This window comes from Tsuneonella sediminis (genome assembly GCF_051912845.1).
GTDB lineage: Bacteria > Pseudomonadota > Alphaproteobacteria > Sphingomonadales > Sphingomonadaceae > Tsuneonella > Tsuneonella sediminis.
Genome location: NZ_JBNCBU010000003.1, coordinates 126,309 through 143,214, shown reverse-complemented (window position 1 = coordinate 143,214; position 16,906 = coordinate 126,309). Strand labels below are relative to the sequence as shown.

The following is a 16,906-nucleotide window of genomic DNA, read 5'->3' as shown; positions in this document are numbered from 1 at the left end:
ATCCGCGATGCGGGTTCCCTTCATCAAGATGCACGGCCTCGGCAACGATTTCGTCGTGCTCGATGCGCGCACGGACGCGCTGCCGCCGATCGGTCCGGCAACGGTCGCCGCGCTCGCCGACCGGCGCACCGGGATCGGCTGCGACCAGCTCATCCTCCTCGAGCAGTCCACGAGCGCAGACTTCCGCATGCGGATATTCAACGCCGACGGCAGCGAGGTCGAGGCGTGCGGAAACGCCAGCCGTGCGGTCGCGCTGCTCCACGGCCAGCCAGCCCGGGTCGAGACCGCCGGCGGCACGATCGCCGTCGAGCCGACCGGCCACGGAGCCCGGATCGACATGGGCGCGCCGCGCTTCGAATGGGACCGGCTGCCCCTTGCCTACGCGATGGACACCCTCTCGATGCCGGTCGGCTGGGAAGAACTCGAGGCCCCCGCTGCGGTCAACGTCGGAAACCCCCACGTGGTCTTCTTCGTCTCCGACGTTCAGGGCGTGCCGCTCGAACGGATCGGTCCGGAGATCGAACGCGATCCCATTTTTCCCGAAAGGGTCAACGTCAACGTCGCCCAGGTCACCGGTCCCGCCTCGATCGACCTGAGGGTATGGGAACGCGGAGCGGGGCTCACCCGCGCATGCGGCACCGGCGCCTGCGCGACGGCCGTGGCCGCGATTCGCCGTGGCCTCATCGCGGGCCGCGCGGCGACCGTCCACTTGCCGGGCGGCCCTCTCGAGATCGAATGGGCCATCGACGGGCGCGTCCTGATGACCGGCCCGGCGGCCGAATCCTTCCGGGGCACCTTCGACTGGGGTGACTTCGCTTGAGCGTCGAGGTCGTGTCGCTGGGCTGCCGGATGAACCTGTCCGAAAGCGAACGCATCCGGACGCTGCTCGCGGACGAACCGGATACCGTCGTCGTCAATTCGTGCGCAGTCACGACCGAGGCGGTTCGCCAGACGCGCCAGGCGATCCGGCGGACCCGCCGCGACCGGCCCCATGCCCGGCTGCTGGTCACCGGGTGCGCGGCCGAGGTGGAGAGGGGCGCAATTGCTGCGATGCCAGAGGTCGACGGCATAGTCTCCAATGCCGCCAAGCTCGATCCGCGCGCGTGGAACGTGCCTGCCGCAGGGTCGACCGGCCGATCGCGCCACACGCGCGCGTTCGTCGCGGTCCAGAACGGGTGCGACCACGCCTGCACGTTCTGCGTGATCCCGCGCGGACGCGGACCCAGCCGGTCGCTGAGCGTGGCGGACGTTCTTCGCGCCGCCGAAGCGGACATCGCGCGCGGAGCTGCGGAAGTGGTACTGACCGGCATAGACCTGACAAGCTGGGGCGCCGACCTGCCGGACGCACCGCGGCTCGGCACTCTTGTCGCCGCGATCCTCGGCGAGTTTCCCGGGCTCCAACGGCTTCGGCTGTCGTCGGTCGACGGCGTCGAGATCGATCCCCTGCTCGAGGATATGATCTCCAGCGAGCCGCGGGTCATGCCGCACGTCCATCTTTCTCTGCAGCACGGTCATGACATGATCCTGAAGCGCATGAAGCGGCGCCATCTGCGCGCCGACGCCATCGCGCTGGTCGAACGGTTGCGCGCGCGCCGCCCGGACATTGCGATCGGCGCGGACCTCATCGCCGGATTCCCGACCGAGACGAGCGAACAACACGCGGCCAACGTATCGGTTGTCGAGGACCTCGGGATCGTCCACGGCCACGTCTTTCCCTACTCCCCCCGACCCGGGACGCCGGCGGCGCGAATGCCGCAACTGGACCGCGCGATCGTGCGCGCCCGCGCCGCAGAGTTGCGAAGCGCGGTGGCGAAAGCCCGCGCCGGATGGCTGTCGGCGCACCTCGGCCGCCCGCTCGCGGTGCTCGCGGAACGCGACGGAACGGGCCATGCCCCCGATTTCGCCCGCGTGCGCCTGCCGATGGGGACGCCGGCGGGATCTATGGTGACCATCACCCCCACATCAATCGAGGAAGGCCTGCTCGCATGAGCGAACCGCAGGATCGCGCCGAGGACCGCAACCGCTCCTGGGCGGAGCGACTGTTCGGCGGCTTTCGCAAGACCTCGGAACGGCTGAGCGAGAACCTGACCGGCGTGGTCGGGACCGCCAAGCTGGACGAGGCGACCCTCGACGATGTCGAGGACGCGCTGATCGTCTCCGATCTCGGCCCGGCTGCCGCGCGACGTATCCGCGATAAGCTGGCGGAAAAGCGCTTCGGCCTGAACGTAACCGAAAGCGAACTTAAGGAAGCGGTGGCCGAGGAGATCGCCGCGATCCTGCGCCCCGTCGCGAAGCCGATCGAGATCACCGCGTTTCCGCGTCCGCAGGTCATCCTCGTCATCGGGGTCAACGGCAGCGGCAAGACCACGACCATCGCCAAGCTCGCCCACTGGCTGCAAGAAGACGATTACGGCGTGATGCTGGCGGCGGGCGACACCTTCCGCGCGGCGGCGATCGGCCAGCTGGCGACATGGGCGGAGCGGGTCGGCGTCCCGATCGTCAAGGGTCCCGAGGGCGGCGATCCGGCCTCGATCGTGTTCGACGCTGTCAAGGAAGCGACCGCAACCGGGATTGACGCGCTGGTCGTCGATACCGCCGGACGTCTGCAGAACAAGCGCGAGCTGATGGACGAACTGGGCAAGATCCGCCGCGTCCTGGGACGCCTCAACCCGGAGGCCCCACACGACGTGATCCTGGTGCTCGACGCCACGAACGGACAGAACGCGCTGTCGCAGATAGAGATTTTCAAGGAGGTAGCAGGCGTGACCGGGCTCGTCATGACCAAGCTCGACGGCACGGCGCGTGGCGGTGTGCTGGTCGCCGCGGCCGAGCAGTTTGGGCTGCCGATCCACGCCATCGGCGTGGGCGAGAAGATCGACGACCTGCGCCCGTTCGATCCCGATCTCGTCGCGCGCGTCATTGCAGGAGTCGCCTGATGGCGGACAGTTCGGACAGGAAGCCTTCGGGCTGGCTTAACGTCGCCATCGACTACGGGCCGATCCTCGTGTTCTTCCTCGTCTATCGCTGGTCGAAGCCGGACGAGACGTCCCCTGCCGCCGAGATCATGGCGGTCGTCCAGAGCACGGGCGCGTTCATCGTCGCGGCGCTGGCCGCGCTGGTCTTCTCGAAATGGAAGCTCGGTCGCATTTCGCCGATGCTGATGCTCTCTACCGCGCTGATCGTCGGGTTTGGCGTGCTGACCATCTGGCTGCGCGACGAACGTTTCATCCAGATCAAACCGACTGCCATTTATGCGCTGTTCGCGGTGACGCTCATCGGCGGGTGGCTGCGCGGCAAGGCGCTGCTCCAGATTCTGCTTGAGGCCGCGTTCGAGGGGCTCGACCGCGAAGGCTGGCTCAAGCTCAGCAGGAACTGGGGCCTTTTCTTCGTGTTTCTCGCCGCGCTCAACGAGGTGCTGCGCACTCAATTGAACTTCGGCGACTGGCTGTGGGCCAAGCTCTGGGTGTTCATGCCACTGTCGTTCGTCTTCACCTTCGCGCAGATCCCGATGCTCATGCGCCACGGGCTGGCGCGCGAGGGCCTTGATGAAGAAGAAAAAACGCCGCCGCCGACGGCGTGAATCAGATCTCGACCTGACTGCCCAGTTCGACCACGCGGTTGGTCGGCAGCCGGAAGAATTCCATCGCGGTCGCCGAATTGCGCAGCATCCAGCTGAACAGCTTTTCGCGCCATACGGCCATTCCGGGCTTCTTGCTGGCGATCAGCGTCTGGCGACTGAGGAAGAAGCTGGTCTGCATCATGTCGAACAGTCCGCCGCATTCGCCGATGTTCTTGAGCGCAGCCGGCACGTCGGTTTCCTCCATGAAGCCGTAGTGCAGGATCACGCGGAACAAGCCGTCGCCAACATCGTGGATCTCGAAGCGTTCCTCGGGGTCCACGTAGGGTACGTCGGCAATCTGCACGGTCAGGATCACCACCCGTTCGTGCAGCACCTTGTTATGCTTGATGTTGTGCAGAAGCGCACTCGGCACCCCGCCGCTGCTCGACGCCATGAAGATCGCCGTGCCCGGAACGCGCGTTGCCGAATTGCGGGCGCTCTTGGCGAAGATCGAGATCGGGAGAGCCACCTCGCTCATCCGCTCGCGCATCAGCTTGCGTCCGCGCGCCCAAGTGGTCAGCAGGGTAAAGGCGATCCCGCCGATCAGCAGCGGGAACCAGCCCCCATCGGGAACCTTGGTGATGTTGGCCGCAAAGTAGGCCCCGTCGACCAGGAAGAACACCGCGAGCGCGGGGATCGCCAGCCAGAGTTTCCATCTCCACACGCCGATGAAGAGCACGCCCATCAGGCACGTGTCGATCAGCATCGCACCGGTCACCGCGATGCCGTAGGCACTGGCAAGGTTCGACGAGTTGCGGAAAGTCAGCACCAGCACGATTACCGCGATCAACAGGGCCCAGTTGATGCTGGGGATGTAGATCTGGCCCGCCTCGGTCTCGCTCGTGTGGCGGATCGACAGACGGGGGATGAAACCCAGCTGCATCGCCTGGTGCGTGATCGAGAACGCCCCCGAGATCACGGCCTGGCTGGCGATGAACGTCGCGAAGGTCGCCAGGATCACCAGCGGCAGACGGAACTGCTCCGAGGCGAGCATGAAGAACGGGCTGGTGATCGCCTCGGCCGCGGCGGCGGCGTCGAGGCTCAGGATCATCGCTCCCTGGCCGAAATAGTTGAGCAGGAGGCACGGCATCACGAAGCCGAACCAGGACAGCCGCATCGGGCCGCGCCCGAAGTGGCCCATGTCGGAATAGAGCGCTTCGGACCCGGTCACCGCGAGCACGACCGAACCCAGCGCAAGGAATGCAAGCGTCTTGTCGACGATGAAGAACTGGACCGCGTACCACGGGTTAAGCGCGGCCAGGATTTCCGGATGCTGGACGATCTGCGCGATCCCCAGCCCCGCGATGACCGTGAAGTAGACGATCATGACCGGAGCAAACAGTGCGCCGACCTTCGCCGTCCCGCGGCTTTGCAGGAAGAACAACAGGATCAGCAGCACGAGGGCGATCGGGATGACGAGATGCGAAAGGCCTGCATTCACGACGGTCAGCCCCTCGACTGCCGAAAGCACCGAGATCGCCGGGGTGATCATGCTGTCGCCATAGAAAAGAGCCGTGGCGAACACCCCAAGCAGCACGGCGATCCAGCCGTATCGCGATTTGCCGAGCTGACGGGAAATCAGCGCGACCAGGGCGAGGCTACCGCCCTGCCCCTTGTTGTCGGCGCGCATGAGGATCGACACGTACTGGAGCGACACCACGATAGTCATCGACCAGAAGATCAGGCTGACCACACCAAGGACATGGAGGGTGTCCAGAGCGAGCGGGTGCGGACCGACGAATGTCTCGCGGAATGCGTAGAGCGGACTGGTGCCGATATCGCCGAAGACGATGCCGATCGCACCGAATGCGAGCTTGGCCTTGGCGCTGACGGTCTTGTCGCCGCCGGCACCGTGCGCGAGCGCTTGACTCATCGAGGCTCGATTCCTGCCATGAAGGCGGCGGCGCTTAGCACTCGGCCGACGGGTCGGCAATCGGCCACGCTTTACGGCCTCTCACCCGCCCGATTGGGCAATCAGGGCGTCGAGACGGGTCAGCCGCTCCTCGAGCCCGTCCCGCCATGGCGCGTCTTCGGGAGCATCCTCGATCATGTCCGCCCACAGCGAGCGCGCCTGCATCAGGCGTCCGCTGCGGATTAACGCCACGCCCAGGAAGAAGCCGGGCCCCGGTTGCCCCGGATCGGCGCGCTCGGCCTGTTCGTAGGCATAGACCGCCGCCGGGGTAAGTTGCCCCCCCGCATGTTCCATGAGCGCGTTGGCCAGCGCGAGCCACGCTTCCGGATCGTTGGGCTGCCCTTCCAGAGATCCGCGCAGGATCCCCGCGGCGTCGGCGAACTGTCCCCGCCGGGCGAACCCATCGGCGACCGTCACGAAGCGGCTCGGCGGCGCAGGCCCGTAGATTGCGCGGCGCGCCTCGACCAGTTCGGCACCTTCCGCAGCAAGATCGCCCCCGGCGGCTTTGGGGGAGCCGGACTGCCCCGGAGACCCTTGCAGGGCATACCCGGTAAGCCCGAACAGCAGCGTGGCCCCCAGCAAGGCCCACCCGGTGCGCGGCAGACGAAGCGCGACCACGGCAAACCCGAACGCGCCGGCAGCAAGCAGCAGGATGGGAACGAAGGTCACCCGCCCCTCCGAAAGCGCCGCCAGATCATGAAGGCCGCAAGCGCGAGCAGGACGAGCGGTCCGGCGAAAAGCGGCCATGTCGTTCGGCTGACGACGGGTGCGTAACTGACGTAGTCACCGTACCGCGTCATCATCCACTCGCGGATCGCTTCGGGGTCCTCTCCGGCGGCGATGCGGGTGCGGACCTGGTGGCGCATGTCGCCTGCCATCGGTGCATCGCTGTCGGCGATCGACTGGCTCTGGCACTTCAGGCAGCGCAGCGTTTCCATGAGGCCCTGCGCGCGTGCCTCGAGCCCAGGATCCTCCAGTTGCCTGTACGCATAGGGAGCGGGCGGCATCGCATCCTGCGCCGAAAGCGGCAGGGTAGTGAATGCAAGGGCAAGAACCGCCAGCGTTCTCAAGATCCCGCCTCCCGCAACTTCTCCAGGATGACCGGCACATCATTGGCCCGGATGTCGCCGATATGCTGGTAGCGGATTATCCCCTTGCCATCGATCACGAAGGTCTCGGGCACGCCGGAACTGCCGATCGCCAGCTGCAACTCGCTCAGGTCGTCGGCGCCGATGCGGTCGAACGGATTTCCGTAGCGTTCGAGGAAAGCCGCCACGTCCTCGGGACGATCCCGGATCGCGACGCCGACAATAGGAGCACCGCGCGCCTTGAGCGCAGCCAGGTGCGGCGCCTCGGCGGCACAGGGAATGCACCAGCTCGCCCAGACGTTGAGCAGCTTGGGCGTCCCGTCCTTGAGATCCGCCAGCGCAAGGCCCGGGCGATCGGGGCTGGCCGGCCGCATGGCAAACTGCGGCATCGGCCGACCGATCATCTCGGAGCGGACGAAATCCTGCTTGGGCTGCGTCAGCTGGTAACCGGCGATGCCGAGAAACAGCGCGAAAACGCCGAGCGGAAGAAAGAAGCGCCAGCGTTTCATGCTCCCACCTCGGCCCTGCGCTCGGATGCCTTGCGGGTGACATAGCGCCGCCTCAGGTCATCGCGCACGCGTCCGATCAGGGCCAGCAGCCCGCCCAGCGCCACCAGTAGGCCGCCATACCAGATGAGTGTGACGAACGGCTTCCACCACAGCCGGACCTGCCACCGCTCGCCATCGGCAGCCTTGCCCAGAACCGCGTAGAGCTGGCCGTTCCAGCGCGTCGCGAGCGCGCTTTCGGTTGTCTCCTGCGGTGGCGACCAGAAACTGCGCGCCTGCGGGCGAAGCGCGATCGGCTCGCCGCCCCGATAGCTGCCAAGCATGACCCCTTCGAGCGCGGTCCAGTTCGGCCCCGCAACCGGATCGACCGCTGCCAGAGTAACCGACCACGGACCGATCGATGCCTGCTCGCCCACCTTGACGGCAGCCAGCCGTTCTTCGCTGAAAGCGCTCTCGCTCGCCATACCGAGCAGCGCGACCGCGATGCCGAAGTGGGCGGTCACCATGCCCCACGTCGACAGCGGCACGCGACGCAGGCTGCGGCCCCTGAGCGGGAGCACGCTCGCCACCGCGAGTCCCAATCCCAGCGCAAGACCGATCAACGGCAGGACGCCGGCGCCGAGTGCGATCGCCACGAGCAGCCCGGTGAGGACGGCAAGACCGCCCATAACCGCGCTCCGCCGCACCCGCGCGAGACGATCCTGGCCCCAGCGCAGCAGTGGCCCGACCAGCATGACCAGCAGCATCGGGACCACGAAGATCGCCCCGACCGGATCGAAATAGGGCGGTCCCACCGACACCCGCACGCCCAACGCCTCGGTCAGCAGGGGATAGAGAGTGCCAAGCAGAACGACGCCGAGGATGGCGGAGAGCAGCACGTTGTTGATCACCAGCGCGCCCTCACGGCTGACAGCCTCGAACTTCTTACCCTCCGCCACCGAGCCTGCACGCAGGCCGAACACGGCAAGCGCCCCGCCGATGTAGATCGCCAGCAGTACGAGGATGAACGAGCCACGCTCGGGATCGACCGCGAAGGCATGCACGCTGGTCAGGATTCCCGAGCGCACGAGGAAGGTACCGACCATGCTCATCGAGAATGCGACCACTCCGAGCATGATCGTCCAAGCCCGCAATGCATCGCGCGCGGCGAGCACGCTCGCCGAATGTAGGAGCGCGGTGGCGGCAAGCCAGGGCATGAGCGAGGCATTCTCGACCGGGTCCCAGAACCACCAGCCTCCCCAGCCGAGCTCGTAGTAGGCCCAGTAAGAGCCCGCGGTGATGCCGACTGTCAGGAAGATCCACGCGCCGAGGACCCACGGGCGCATTGCGCGGGCGAATTGGGGGGTCACCTGCCGCGTCAGCAGCGCCCCCACGGCGAAGCTGAACGCGACCGAGAGGCCGACGTAGCCGAGGTAGAGCGTGGGCGGATGGAACGCGAGTCCGATGTCCTGCAGCAGCGGGTTGAGGCCGTTTCCCTCGAGCGCGGGGAGCGGCAGCCGCTCGAACGGGTTGGAACTGAACAGGAGGAACGCGTAGAAGCCCAGCGCGACGAAGCCCTGCGCCGCGAGAGTCGCCTGCATCGTGCGCTCGGGCAGCCGCCGCTCGACCAACGCGATGAGCGCGCCGGCCGCGCTCATCACGGTGACCCAAAGAAGCATCGACCCTTCGTGATTGCCCCACGCACCGGCAAGTTTGAAGACGAGCGGCTTGTCGGAGTGGGAGTTCATTGCGACCAGTTTCACCGACAGATCGGTCCGGACGAACAGCCAGAGCAGCATCGCAAATGCGAACGCGCACAGCGCGCCCTGAACGATCGCCGCCGGCCTAACGAGCAGGGCGATCTCGGCATCGTCTCTGCGTGCCGCGAGAAACCCGGCGACGAGCTGCAGCGCGGCGAGCGCCGCGGCCATCCACAGGGCCGCCAGACCGAGTTCGGCGATCATTGCGTCGTTTCGGCCACGGTGGCCTTCTTCTGGGCCGCCGTCATCGCCTCGAGTTCGCGCGGCACGTAGTTCTCGTCGTGCTTGGCAAGCAGGGTGTCAGCCAGAAACGTGCCGTTCGCCTGCATCCGCCCTTCCGCAACAACGCCCGACCCTTCCACGAACAGATCGGGCACGATTCCCGAATAGCGCACCGGCACGCGGGCATCACCGTCCCCGACGACGAATTCGATCGTCACCCCATCGCCCTGGGTGACGATCGATCCGTCTTCGACCATTCCGCCGAGCCGGACGGCGCGGCCCGGTGCCGGGGGATCCTTGGCGATCTGACTCGGCACATAGAAGTAGCTCGCCTGATTGCGTAGCGCCCACGTGGCGATGACTGCCGCGGCGAGGAGCACCACCAGGGCAAGGACCACAAGGGCGAGCCTCTGGTGTTTCGCCTTCGGACGGCGGGCGGCTTCATCGTTCACTTGCGGGACTCCTCGCGGCGCCGTTCGGCCCGGCGCATCGCAAGCCAGCTCCACCCGGCCAGGATCAGGGTCGCCGAGACGACCAGCGCGTAGGCGGCAATGACGAAGGGCCACGGATCGAGCGATTCTCTCACTTTAGCCCTCGCGCGCCCGGCGGCGCAGCCGCGCCTCGACCTGCGCCTCGGCCAACAGCGCGCGCATCCGCATGAGCACTATTGCAACAAACAGCAGCGTAAAGCCCAGGGTCGAAACCAGCAGCGGCACCAGATATTCCGGCGCCATCGCCGATCCGCCGGTGCTGATGCTCGGCGGCTGGTGGATCGAGGACCACCACAGCACCGAGTAGTGGATTACCGGCACGTTGACGACGCCCACGATGCCGAAGATCGCCGGTATCCGCGAAGGCGCTCCTTCGCGCGCGGAGGCCGCAGCCAGCGCCATGTAACCGAAGTAAAGGAACAGCAGTACGAGCATGCTGGTCAGCCGCCCGTCCCACTCCCACCAGGTTCCCCATGCGGGCCGCCCCCAGAGCGATCCGGTGGCGAGGCACAAAGCGGTAAACACGGCGCCCGGAAGCGCCGCCGCGCGGCCGGCGATCGCCGCGAGCGGATGCCGCCAGACGAGCTCGGCAACGCTCGCGCCGGCGATCGCGGTCCATCCCGCCATGCCCAGCCAGGCGGTCGGAACGTGAATGAAGAGAATGCGGACGGTCTCGCCCTGCAACCGCTCGGCCGGGGCCGCGGCAAACCCCCACACGATCGCGCCTCCCGCAATCGCCAGTCCGAGGCCAAGGAGCCATGGAGTCAGCGGGCGGGCAATGCGCAGGAAGCGGGCGGGATTGGCGAAACCGTGCATCGGATAACCGTAGGCGCCGCTTTGGCAGTCCCGGGTCGATGCGGCAAGGGCTCGATGGGGCTATTCACCCCTTCCGCTTCAGCGCCCGATCAGTTTCTGCGCCATGCGATCCGCCACCTCGTCGGCGGAGACACCGATGCGGTCGCTTTCCTCCCAGATCGCGACCAGCCTGTCGGGAATGTGCGCGATCCGCTTCCTCACCTCGTTGATGTCGCAAGGCTCGCCATTCGTGCGGGCAAGGTATTCGAGCGTCACCGAGATGATGCCCCCGGCGTTGATCACGTAATCGGGGGCATAGAGAATGCCGCGTTCGGCAAGCAGCCTGCCGTGTTCCGCGCGGGCGAGCTGGTTGTTGGCTCCGCCTGCCACGATCGCGCAGTCGAGCCGGGCGATCCCTTCCTCGTCGAGGATCGCACCCAGCGCATTGGGACTGAAGACGTCGCAGGCGACCGACATGATCTGCTCGGGGGCAACCGACTCGCCGCCGACTTCTTTCGCCAGCGCATCGGCACGAGTTTCATCGACGTCGGCCACGATCAGGCGCGCGCCGTCCTTCGCGAGCAGCCGGGCAACACCGCCGCCGACGCTGCCGGTTCCCTGCAGGGCGACCCTGACGCCATCGAGGCTGTCCTTGCCGAGCTTGTGTGCGACGGCCGCCTTGATACCATGATAGATGCCCATCGCCGTGAAGGGCCCCGGATCGCCTCCCGCCTGCCCTTCGCCGACCGGCAGGCCCGACACATAGCCGGTTCGCTGCGACACGGCGACCATGTCGGCCTCGCTGATACCGACGTCTTCCGCGGTAACGTACTTGCCGCCCAGAGCCTCGACCGCATCGCCGAACGCAGCGAGCATTTCGGGTGTCTTGGCCCGGTTCCGGTCGGCAAGGATAACCGCCTTGCCCCCGCCCATCGGCAGGCCGGCCATCGCATTCTTGTAGCTCATCCCCCGGCTTAGGCGCAGCGCGTCGCGCATGGCATCCGCCGGCGCGGAGTAATGCCAGAAGCGTGTCCCGCCGGCACCCGGCCCGAGATGGGTCGAATGCAGCGCGATAATCGCCGTGAGACCCGAATTGCGATCGCGAACGAACTGCACCAATTCGTGGTCGTCGTAGTCCGCCTGGGTCCAGAAAGCCGTCATGAAAGCCCCCACATCGCGCAGGCCACCGCGCTGGAATCGTTTGGCAAAGAATGGGGGAAATGGGGCGATCGAGGGGTCTCGAACCCCCGACCTCCGGTACCACAAACCGGCGCTCTAACCAACTGAGCTACGATCGCCACATGCCCCCGGCATGCCGTGATGGGGGGCCATGAAAGCCGCGCGGGGCACCGTCAAGGCGCTTCCGGCACGGGCGAGGGCCTGTTGCATAAGGTCCGCGATTTGGGAAGCGAAAACTGCGCATCCCATCCATGCGCGCAAGATTGTTTCGCACCGCTGGTTCGCGTAGTCTTAAGCCATGGTGGCACCCGGCGAATCTTCGGCCCACGTACTCATGCAGGTGCCGGGGATTCAGCGCGCCCCTTTTCCCAAGCTCGAGCTGTTCCAGCTGCGCGGGTTTCTGCCGCAGGACCTGTGCCGCCAGCTCATCGCGCTGATCGACGCCAACCGCCGGCCATCGACGATCGCCGATCCCAATGGCGACGACTATTTTCGCACCAGTGAAACCTGCGATCTCGACCCCGCCGAACCCAGCGTCCTCGATCTCGAGGCACGGCTGTTCGCGCTCAACGGCATCGACCCGGAATTTGGCGAACCGGTGCAGGGCCAGCGCTATGCAGTCGGTCAGGAATTCAAAGCGCACACCGATTACTTCGAACCCGGGGGCGCCGATTACGACCGCTACTGTTCGATCGCCGGTCAGCGAACCTGGACCTTCATGGTCTACCTCAACGCCGTCGAGGCTGGCGGCGGCACCCGGTTCGGGGTGCCCAGGAAGATCGTCCAGCCAGAAACCGGCAAACTGCTCGCCTGGAACAACCGCCGCGCGGACGGAAGCCCGAATCCCGGCACGCTCCACCACGGGATGAAGGTCCGCAAGGGCGTGAAGTACGTGATCACCAAGTGGTATCGCGAGAAGCCCTGGGGCTGAAACGACAGAGGGCGGCCCTGCGGGACCGCCCTCCTGATCTCCAGTCGCAGGCCGGATTACTTCTTGAGCGTGAGCCCGCCGAAGCGCTGGTTGAACTTGGCGACGCGGCCACCTTCCGAAACCTGCTGCTTGCCGCCGGTCCACGCCGGATGGCTCGTCGGGTCGATGTCGAGCGCGAGCACGTCGCCCTCAGCGCCCCAGGTCGAACGGGTCTGGAACTCGGTACCGTCGGTCATCTTGACGGTGATCATGTGGTAGTCGGGGTGACCTTCGGTCTTCATCGCGTGTCTCCTTAGCCTCGGAACGGTTCCGACCGGTCCAGCTGTGGTGGGAAAGGCGCGCCCCTAGCGACGGGGGCACGTTTTGGCAAGCGCCGATCAGTCCTTGGGAGGATCGGCGATCATCGCAGTGAACTCGACCTCGCAGGTCGTGTTCCCCTCGACGCTCGCGCGGCCCTTGAACTTGCACACCCGGCTCGACTTGCGGGTAAACTCGACCTCGAGATCGAGCAGGCACCCGGGTTCGACGGGCGCCCGGAACTTCGCGTTCTCGATTGCCATGAAGATGACGAGCTTGCCCGATCCGGCGAGCTCGAACGTCTCGATTCCGAGCACGCCGGCGGCCTGCGCCAGCGCCTCGATCTGCAAGACGCCCGGCATGATCGGTCGCCCCGGGAAATGGCCCTGGAAGAACTGCTCGTTGAACGAGACCGCTTTCACGGCGTGGATCCGCGTCCCCAGCTCGATCGACCGGACCCGGTCGACGAGCAGCAACGGATAGCGGTGCGGCAGGGCCTTGAGCACCTTGAGGATGTCGTACGCTCCCGTATCGGGGCTTGCAGTGTCCTCGCTCATCGGCCCTGCCCCTCGCCCTTCGCTCAGCGGCCGGTCGCGGCCGGCGGATTATTCGCCGGAGCCTGGCCCTGCGCGGCGGCCTGCGCGGCCTGCTGCTCGCGCATCTGGCGCGGCACCCAGCCCTGCGGCGGAACCAGCTGCGCCGAGGGCAGCAACGCGTTGAGTTCGTTCAGTACGTCCTGCGTGATGTTGTAGGCCGCGTCGGCATAAAGGACGGCGCCCTGCGTGGGGTCGAGGATGAGCTGGACGTTCTTCTTCTTGGCGGCAGCCTGCACCGCGGCGTCGAGCTTGTCCTCGATCTGCTCGGTGACATAGGCTTCGCTCAGCGCGATCGGCTGGATCAGCTGCTGGAGTTCCTGCTGACCGGACTGCTGGATCTGCTGGATCGCTGCCGCCTGCTGCTGCAGCGCGGGGTTGTTCGGGTTGGCCTGGCGGTCCTTGTTGAACTTGTCGACCAGCGGCTGGAGCTGCGCGGCGATGGCGGCGCGGCGTGCCTCGGCCTGGTCGATCTGCGGCTTGTAGGTGACCGGACGCTGCTGCTGGGCCACCTTGAAAGCGTTCGAATTGGCAACGACCGCCGGCAGGCTGACGACGCCGATGCCCTTGACGATCTGCGCTGCGGCGGGCGCCGCGGCGATCGGGGACAGGGTGGCAATGGCGACACCCGCAGCCAGGGCGATCCTGGTCAGGTTCTTGGGGAATTTGGTCATCAGAATTGAGTTCCTACGTTGAACGTGAAGCGCTTGGTGTCATCACCGGGCTGCTTCAACAGGACTTGGGCAAAATCGATCCTGAACGGACCGAAGGGTGAATTCCAGTTGACCCCTACGCCCACCGAAACGCGCGGGCTGGGGCTGTCTCCGAGGAAGACTTCCTGGAAGGGCGGGACGTTGTTGGTCAGCGGCGTGTTGGCCGAACCGTCGGGCGCGAACGGGGTCGTGACGAGCGTGGACGTCGTCGTGCCATCGGGATTGATGACGGTTTGCGTGAAGAGCGGATCGCCGTTCGCGTCGCGCTGCGGGAAATTGATGCCGTCAGGGAACGGGCTGGTCGTCAGGGCGGGCCGGCGGCCGCCCCAGAGCGCACCCACATCGACAAATATCGACGGCCGCAGCCCCAGCTCCTTGACCCCGCTGCCGAGCGGAATCTCGAGCTCGGCCCGGCCCAAGTAGTAGAATTTCCCGCCCAGCGCGTCGTCCGAGACCCGGTTGCGATCGGTGATGACGAGCGGATCGGGGTTCGCCGGATCGGCGCTGTCGGGATCGGCGATGATGGGCTGGCGCAGCACGCGCGGCCCCACGCCGCGAATGTCGAAGCCGCGGATCTGCGGTTCACCGAGGAAGAAGCGGTCGGTCAGCTGGACGTTTCCGCCCTCGAGCGCCTCGATCGCACCGCCTTCGGCCTGGAGCGAAAAGATGAAGCCCTTGCCGAGCGGGAAGTACTGGGCCGCCCGGCCACGCAGGCGGGCATACTTCACGGATCCGCCCAGGCCGGCAAACTCGCCCGTGATCGAGGCCGAGCGGCCGCGCGTGGGACGCAGACGGCTGTCGAGCGAATCATAGGCGAAGGTCAGCCCGAGAATCGAACTCGTCCGGTCGCCCACCGCCTCGCACAGGTAGCGGCCGGCAAGCAGCGGATCGCACGTGAGATTCGGCGGATCGAGGCGATTGGTGAAGAACTGGTTGCGGTCCAGCGTCACGCTGTCGAAGTTGAGCGTATAGCTCCCGATCAGCGAGGTGTACTCGGTAAGCGGAACGCCCAGCCGCAGCTGACCGCCCGTGGTGGTCTGCTGGAAGGTCGTGTTGCGGTTGCTGTTGAGGTAGTTGAAGCTGTTGAGATCGCGCCGGTAAATGTCGATCCCGGCAGAGATGTTGCGATCGAAGACGTACGGCTCCGAGAAGCTGATGTTCGCGCTCTTGGAGTAGCGCGAATAGTTGACCCCCGCGCCGACCGTCTGGCCGCGGCCGCGGAAATTGCGCTGCTGGATCGACGCGGCGAGGATGAAGCTTTCGATCGACGAAAAACCGGCGGAAAGCTGGAGCTGGCCGGTCGCCTGCTCCTCGACGTTGGCCTCGAGCGCGATACGATCGGGGGTCGTGCCCTCTTTCTGCGAAATCTCGAAGTTCTCCTGGAAGAACCCGAGCGACTTGATGCGGTTCTCGGTCCGCTTGACCTGCAGGCTGTTGAACGCGTCACCTTCGACCAAGCGGAATTCCCGGCGAATGACCTTGTCCTGCGTCAGCGTGTTGCCGTTGACGTCCACCCGCTCGACATAGACGCGGGGCGCCTCGCGCAGGACGAACGTGACGTCCATCGTGAGGTCGTCCTTGTTCCGGCTGAACCGGGGCTCGACCTCGGCGAATGCATATCCGAACGTGCCCGCCAGTTCCTTGAACTGTTCCGACGTGTCCTCGACCATCTTCGCGTCGTACCAGTCGCCCTGCTGCATCGGCAGGTTGCGCGTCAGGGCGTCGCTCGAGAAATCGCGTAGCTCGCTCTGCACGGCGACATCGCCGAACTTGTAGCGCGGACCTTCCTCGACGACGTAGGTGATGATGAAATCGCGCTTGTCGGGGGTCAGCTCGGCCACTGCCGAGACCACGCGGAAATCGGCGTAACCCTGGGTCAGGTAGAACTGGCGAAGCTTCTGCTGGTCGAACGCCAGACGATCGGGATCGTAGCTGGTACGCGACGACAGGAAGCTCGACAGGCGAGCCTGCTTGGTCAGCATCTCGCCGCGCAGCTCTCCGTCGGAGAACGCCTCGTTGCCGAGGATGTTGATCTGCCGAACCTTCGACTTGGGGCCCTCGTTGATCTCGAAGACGACGTCGACGCGGTTCTGCGACAGTTCGACCATCTTGGGCTCGACCGTCGCGGCGAAGCGGCCCTGCCGCTTGTAGAGCTCGACGATGCGCGCAACGTCGGCGCGGACCTTGGAACGGGTGAAGATCTGCCGCGGCGCCAGCTTGATCTCGGGCACGATCTTGTCGTTCTTGATCCGCTTGTTGCCCTCCAGAACGACGCGGTTGATGACCGGGTTCTCGACCACGGTGATCACGACATCGCCGTTGTTGTTGACGATGCTGGCGCTGGCGAACAGCTCGGTCGCGTACAGGTCCTTGAGCGCCTGGTCGGCAGCCGCCTGGGTATAGACCTGGCCCGTCCGCAGGCGGATGTACGAGACGATCGTCTGCGGCTCGAGGCGCTCGGCTCCCGACACGGCGATCGTGCGGATAACGTCGGCCTGCGGCGCGGGCGCAGCCGGCGCGGGCGTTGCCGGCGCAACCTGCGCAGACGCGGCGACCGGCATGCCGGCGAGGATCGTTCCGCACAGGAGCGACAGGCCCAGTTTCGCCGGACCCGGCCGGCTAATGCTACCGGCTGTATCGCGTGCCTTCATCGACGTGGGACTCCCGTCCAGATAACAAGTCATGTGCTCAGGTATGCTCCGTGTCGCCAGCTGCGGCGTGGGGCGGGCGAGCGAACGGCGCCCTTGCCCGATACCCGGTTTCCAATCAAGCGGTGGAAGGCCCTTGTGCCCTGTGAACTACCCTCGCGCGCGCGATCCCT

Annotated in this window: 18 protein-coding genes and 1 tRNA gene; 5 read left to right on the top strand and 14 right to left on the bottom strand. The window is 66.2% G+C overall.

All coding sequences use genetic code 11. The features are described 5' to 3' along the window. Nucleotides 1–7: 7 nt before the first annotated feature. The 4 genes from dapF to ACPV3N_RS12575 are packed head-to-tail and all read left to right on the top strand — an operon-like array spanning nucleotide 8 to nucleotide 3,580. Nucleotides 8–820 (top strand): diaminopimelate epimerase, encoded by an 813-nt coding sequence (gene dapF, locus ACPV3N_RS12590; RefSeq protein ID WP_440118285.1) that lies wholly within the window; start codon nucleotides 8–10, stop codon nucleotides 818–820. Next, on the top strand, nucleotides 817–1,989 hold the full coding sequence (locus ACPV3N_RS12585) for a MiaB/RimO family radical SAM methylthiotransferase (RefSeq protein ID WP_440118283.1): 1,173 nt from the start codon (nucleotides 817–819) through the stop codon (nucleotides 1,987–1,989). The genes dapF and ACPV3N_RS12585 overlap by 4 nt, the downstream gene beginning before the upstream one ends. Further along, nucleotides 1,986–2,936 (top strand): signal recognition particle-docking protein FtsY, encoded by a 951-nt coding sequence (gene ftsY, locus ACPV3N_RS12580; RefSeq protein WP_440118281.1) that lies wholly within the window; start codon nucleotides 1,986–1,988, stop codon nucleotides 2,934–2,936. The genes ACPV3N_RS12585 and ftsY overlap by 4 nt, the downstream gene beginning before the upstream one ends. Then, complete coding sequence (locus ACPV3N_RS12575) at nucleotides 2,936–3,580, top strand: inner membrane-spanning protein YciB (RefSeq protein ID WP_440118279.1); 645 nt, start codon at nucleotides 2,936–2,938, stop codon at nucleotides 3,578–3,580. The genes ftsY and ACPV3N_RS12575 overlap by 1 nt, the downstream gene beginning before the upstream one ends. Nucleotide 3,581: 1 nt before the next feature. Here the strand turns inward: ACPV3N_RS12575 and ACPV3N_RS12570 are convergent, their stop codons facing one another. From ACPV3N_RS12570 to ACPV3N_RS12525, 10 genes are all read right to left on the bottom strand, one after another. Next, entirely contained in the window at nucleotides 3,582–5,492 is a 1,911-nt protein-coding gene (locus ACPV3N_RS12570) for a potassium transporter Kup (RefSeq protein ID WP_440118277.1), read from the bottom strand. An 81-nt stretch (nucleotides 5,493–5,573) separates the two neighbouring features. Beyond that, nucleotides 5,574–6,200: a tetratricopeptide repeat protein gene (locus tag ACPV3N_RS12565; protein ID WP_440118275.1), complete on the bottom strand. Its 627-nt coding sequence runs from the start codon at nucleotides 6,198–6,200 to the stop codon at nucleotides 5,574–5,576. Next, nucleotides 6,197–6,604, bottom strand: a complete 408-nt coding sequence (locus ACPV3N_RS12560; protein ID WP_440118425.1) for a cytochrome c-type biogenesis protein — start codon at nucleotides 6,602–6,604, stop codon at nucleotides 6,197–6,199. Before ACPV3N_RS12560 ends, ACPV3N_RS12565 begins: the two co-directional genes overlap by 4 nt. Further along, on the bottom strand, nucleotides 6,598–7,128 hold the full coding sequence (locus tag ACPV3N_RS12555; protein ID WP_440118273.1) for a DsbE family thiol:disulfide interchange protein: 531 nt from the start codon (nucleotides 7,126–7,128) through the stop codon (nucleotides 6,598–6,600). Before ACPV3N_RS12555 ends, ACPV3N_RS12560 begins: the two co-directional genes overlap by 7 nt. After that, a complete protein-coding gene (locus tag ACPV3N_RS12550; RefSeq protein WP_440118271.1) occupies nucleotides 7,125–9,068 on the bottom strand; it encodes a heme lyase CcmF/NrfE family subunit in 1,944 nt (647 codons plus the stop codon). The genes ACPV3N_RS12555 and ACPV3N_RS12550 overlap by 4 nt, the downstream gene beginning before the upstream one ends. Beyond that, the gene (gene ccmE / locus ACPV3N_RS12545) at nucleotides 9,065–9,538 is read right to left on the bottom strand and encodes a cytochrome c maturation protein CcmE (RefSeq protein ID WP_440118269.1); all 474 of its coding nucleotides are present in this window, start codon (nucleotides 9,536–9,538) and stop codon (nucleotides 9,065–9,067) included. The genes ACPV3N_RS12550 and ccmE overlap by 4 nt, the downstream gene beginning before the upstream one ends. Beyond that, a complete protein-coding gene (locus tag ACPV3N_RS12540; protein WP_440118267.1) occupies nucleotides 9,535–9,672 on the bottom strand; it encodes a hypothetical protein in 138 nt (45 codons plus the stop codon). The genes ccmE and ACPV3N_RS12540 overlap by 4 nt, the downstream gene beginning before the upstream one ends. A 1-nt stretch (nucleotide 9,673) precedes the next feature. Further along, nucleotides 9,674–10,393, bottom strand: coding sequence for a heme ABC transporter permease CcmC (gene ccmC / locus ACPV3N_RS12535; RefSeq protein WP_440118265.1), 720 nt, complete (start codon nucleotides 10,391–10,393; stop codon nucleotides 9,674–9,676). Nucleotides 10,394–10,471: 78 nt separating this feature from the next. Further along, nucleotides 10,472–11,533 (bottom strand): Leu/Phe/Val dehydrogenase, encoded by a 1,062-nt coding sequence (locus tag ACPV3N_RS12530; protein WP_440118263.1) that lies wholly within the window; start codon nucleotides 11,531–11,533, stop codon nucleotides 10,472–10,474. A gap of 60 nt (nucleotides 11,534–11,593) precedes the next feature. After that, nucleotides 11,594–11,670, bottom strand: a tRNA-His gene (locus tag ACPV3N_RS12525). Between the two features lie 179 nt (nucleotides 11,671–11,849). On the opposite strand from ACPV3N_RS12525, the gene ACPV3N_RS12520 reads away from it, so the two are divergent. Beyond that, nucleotides 11,850–12,482 carry a prolyl hydroxylase family protein gene (locus ACPV3N_RS12520; RefSeq protein WP_440118261.1) on the top strand — a complete coding sequence of 211 codons (633 nt, stop codon included), beginning with the start codon at nucleotides 11,850–11,852 and terminating at the stop codon, nucleotides 12,480–12,482. Nucleotides 12,483–12,538: 56 nt separating this feature from the next. Here ACPV3N_RS12520 and rpmE read toward each other — a convergent pair whose 3' ends face one another. The 4 genes from rpmE to bamA all read right to left on the bottom strand — a co-directional run bounded on the left by rpmE (nucleotide 12,539) and on the right by bamA (nucleotide 16,736). Beyond that, on the bottom strand, nucleotides 12,539–12,763 hold the full coding sequence (gene rpmE / locus ACPV3N_RS12515) for a 50S ribosomal protein L31 (protein WP_259962688.1): 225 nt from the start codon (nucleotides 12,761–12,763) through the stop codon (nucleotides 12,539–12,541). 96 nt (nucleotides 12,764–12,859) lie between these two features. Continuing rightward, nucleotides 12,860–13,336, bottom strand: a complete 477-nt coding sequence (fabZ, locus tag ACPV3N_RS12510; protein WP_440118259.1) for a 3-hydroxyacyl-ACP dehydratase FabZ — start codon at nucleotides 13,334–13,336, stop codon at nucleotides 12,860–12,862. 23 nt (nucleotides 13,337–13,359) lie between these two features. Continuing rightward, nucleotides 13,360–14,046 carry an OmpH family outer membrane protein gene (locus tag ACPV3N_RS12505; protein WP_440118257.1) on the bottom strand — a complete coding sequence of 229 codons (687 nt, stop codon included), beginning with the start codon at nucleotides 14,044–14,046 and terminating at the stop codon, nucleotides 13,360–13,362. Then, on the bottom strand, nucleotides 14,046–16,736 hold the full coding sequence (bamA, locus tag ACPV3N_RS12500; protein ID WP_440118255.1) for an outer membrane protein assembly factor BamA: 2,691 nt from the start codon (nucleotides 16,734–16,736) through the stop codon (nucleotides 14,046–14,048). The genes ACPV3N_RS12505 and bamA overlap by 1 nt, the downstream gene beginning before the upstream one ends. Between the last annotated feature and the right edge of the window lie 170 nt (nucleotides 16,737–16,906).

Coding starts and splice junctions, on each gene's coding strand:
- dapF (WP_440118285.1), top strand. CDS start 8: ATGCGGGTTCCCTTCATCAAGATGCACGGCCTCGGCAACGATTTCGTC.
- ftsY (WP_440118281.1), top strand. CDS start 1,986: ATGAGCGAACCGCAGGATCGCGCCGAGGACCGCAACCGCTCCTGGGCG.
- ACPV3N_RS12575 (WP_440118279.1), top strand. CDS start 2,936: ATGGCGGACAGTTCGGACAGGAAGCCTTCGGGCTGGCTTAACGTCGCC.
- ACPV3N_RS12570 (WP_440118277.1), bottom strand. CDS start 5,492: ATGAGTCAAGCGCTCGCGCACGGTGCCGGCGGCGACAAGACCGTCAGC.
- ACPV3N_RS12555 (WP_440118273.1), bottom strand. CDS start 7,128: ATGAAACGCTGGCGCTTCTTTCTTCCGCTCGGCGTTTTCGCGCTGTTT.
- ACPV3N_RS12550 (WP_440118271.1), bottom strand. CDS start 9,068: ATGATCGCCGAACTCGGTCTGGCGGCCCTGTGGATGGCCGCGGCGCTC.
- ccmC (WP_440118265.1), bottom strand. CDS start 10,393: ATGCACGGTTTCGCCAATCCCGCCCGCTTCCTGCGCATTGCCCGCCCG.
- ACPV3N_RS12530 (WP_440118263.1), bottom strand. CDS start 11,533: ATGACGGCTTTCTGGACCCAGGCGGACTACGACGACCACGAATTGGTG.
- ACPV3N_RS12520 (WP_440118261.1), top strand. CDS start 11,850: ATGGTGGCACCCGGCGAATCTTCGGCCCACGTACTCATGCAGGTGCCG.
- rpmE (WP_259962688.1), bottom strand. CDS start 12,763: ATGAAGACCGAAGGTCACCCCGACTACCACATGATCACCGTCAAGATG.
- fabZ (WP_440118259.1), bottom strand. CDS start 13,336: ATGAGCGAGGACACTGCAAGCCCCGATACGGGAGCGTACGACATCCTC.
- ACPV3N_RS12505 (WP_440118257.1), bottom strand. CDS start 14,046: ATGACCAAATTCCCCAAGAACCTGACCAGGATCGCCCTGGCTGCGGGT.
- bamA (WP_440118255.1), bottom strand. CDS start 16,736: ATGAAGGCACGCGATACAGCCGGTAGCATTAGCCGGCCGGGTCCGGCG.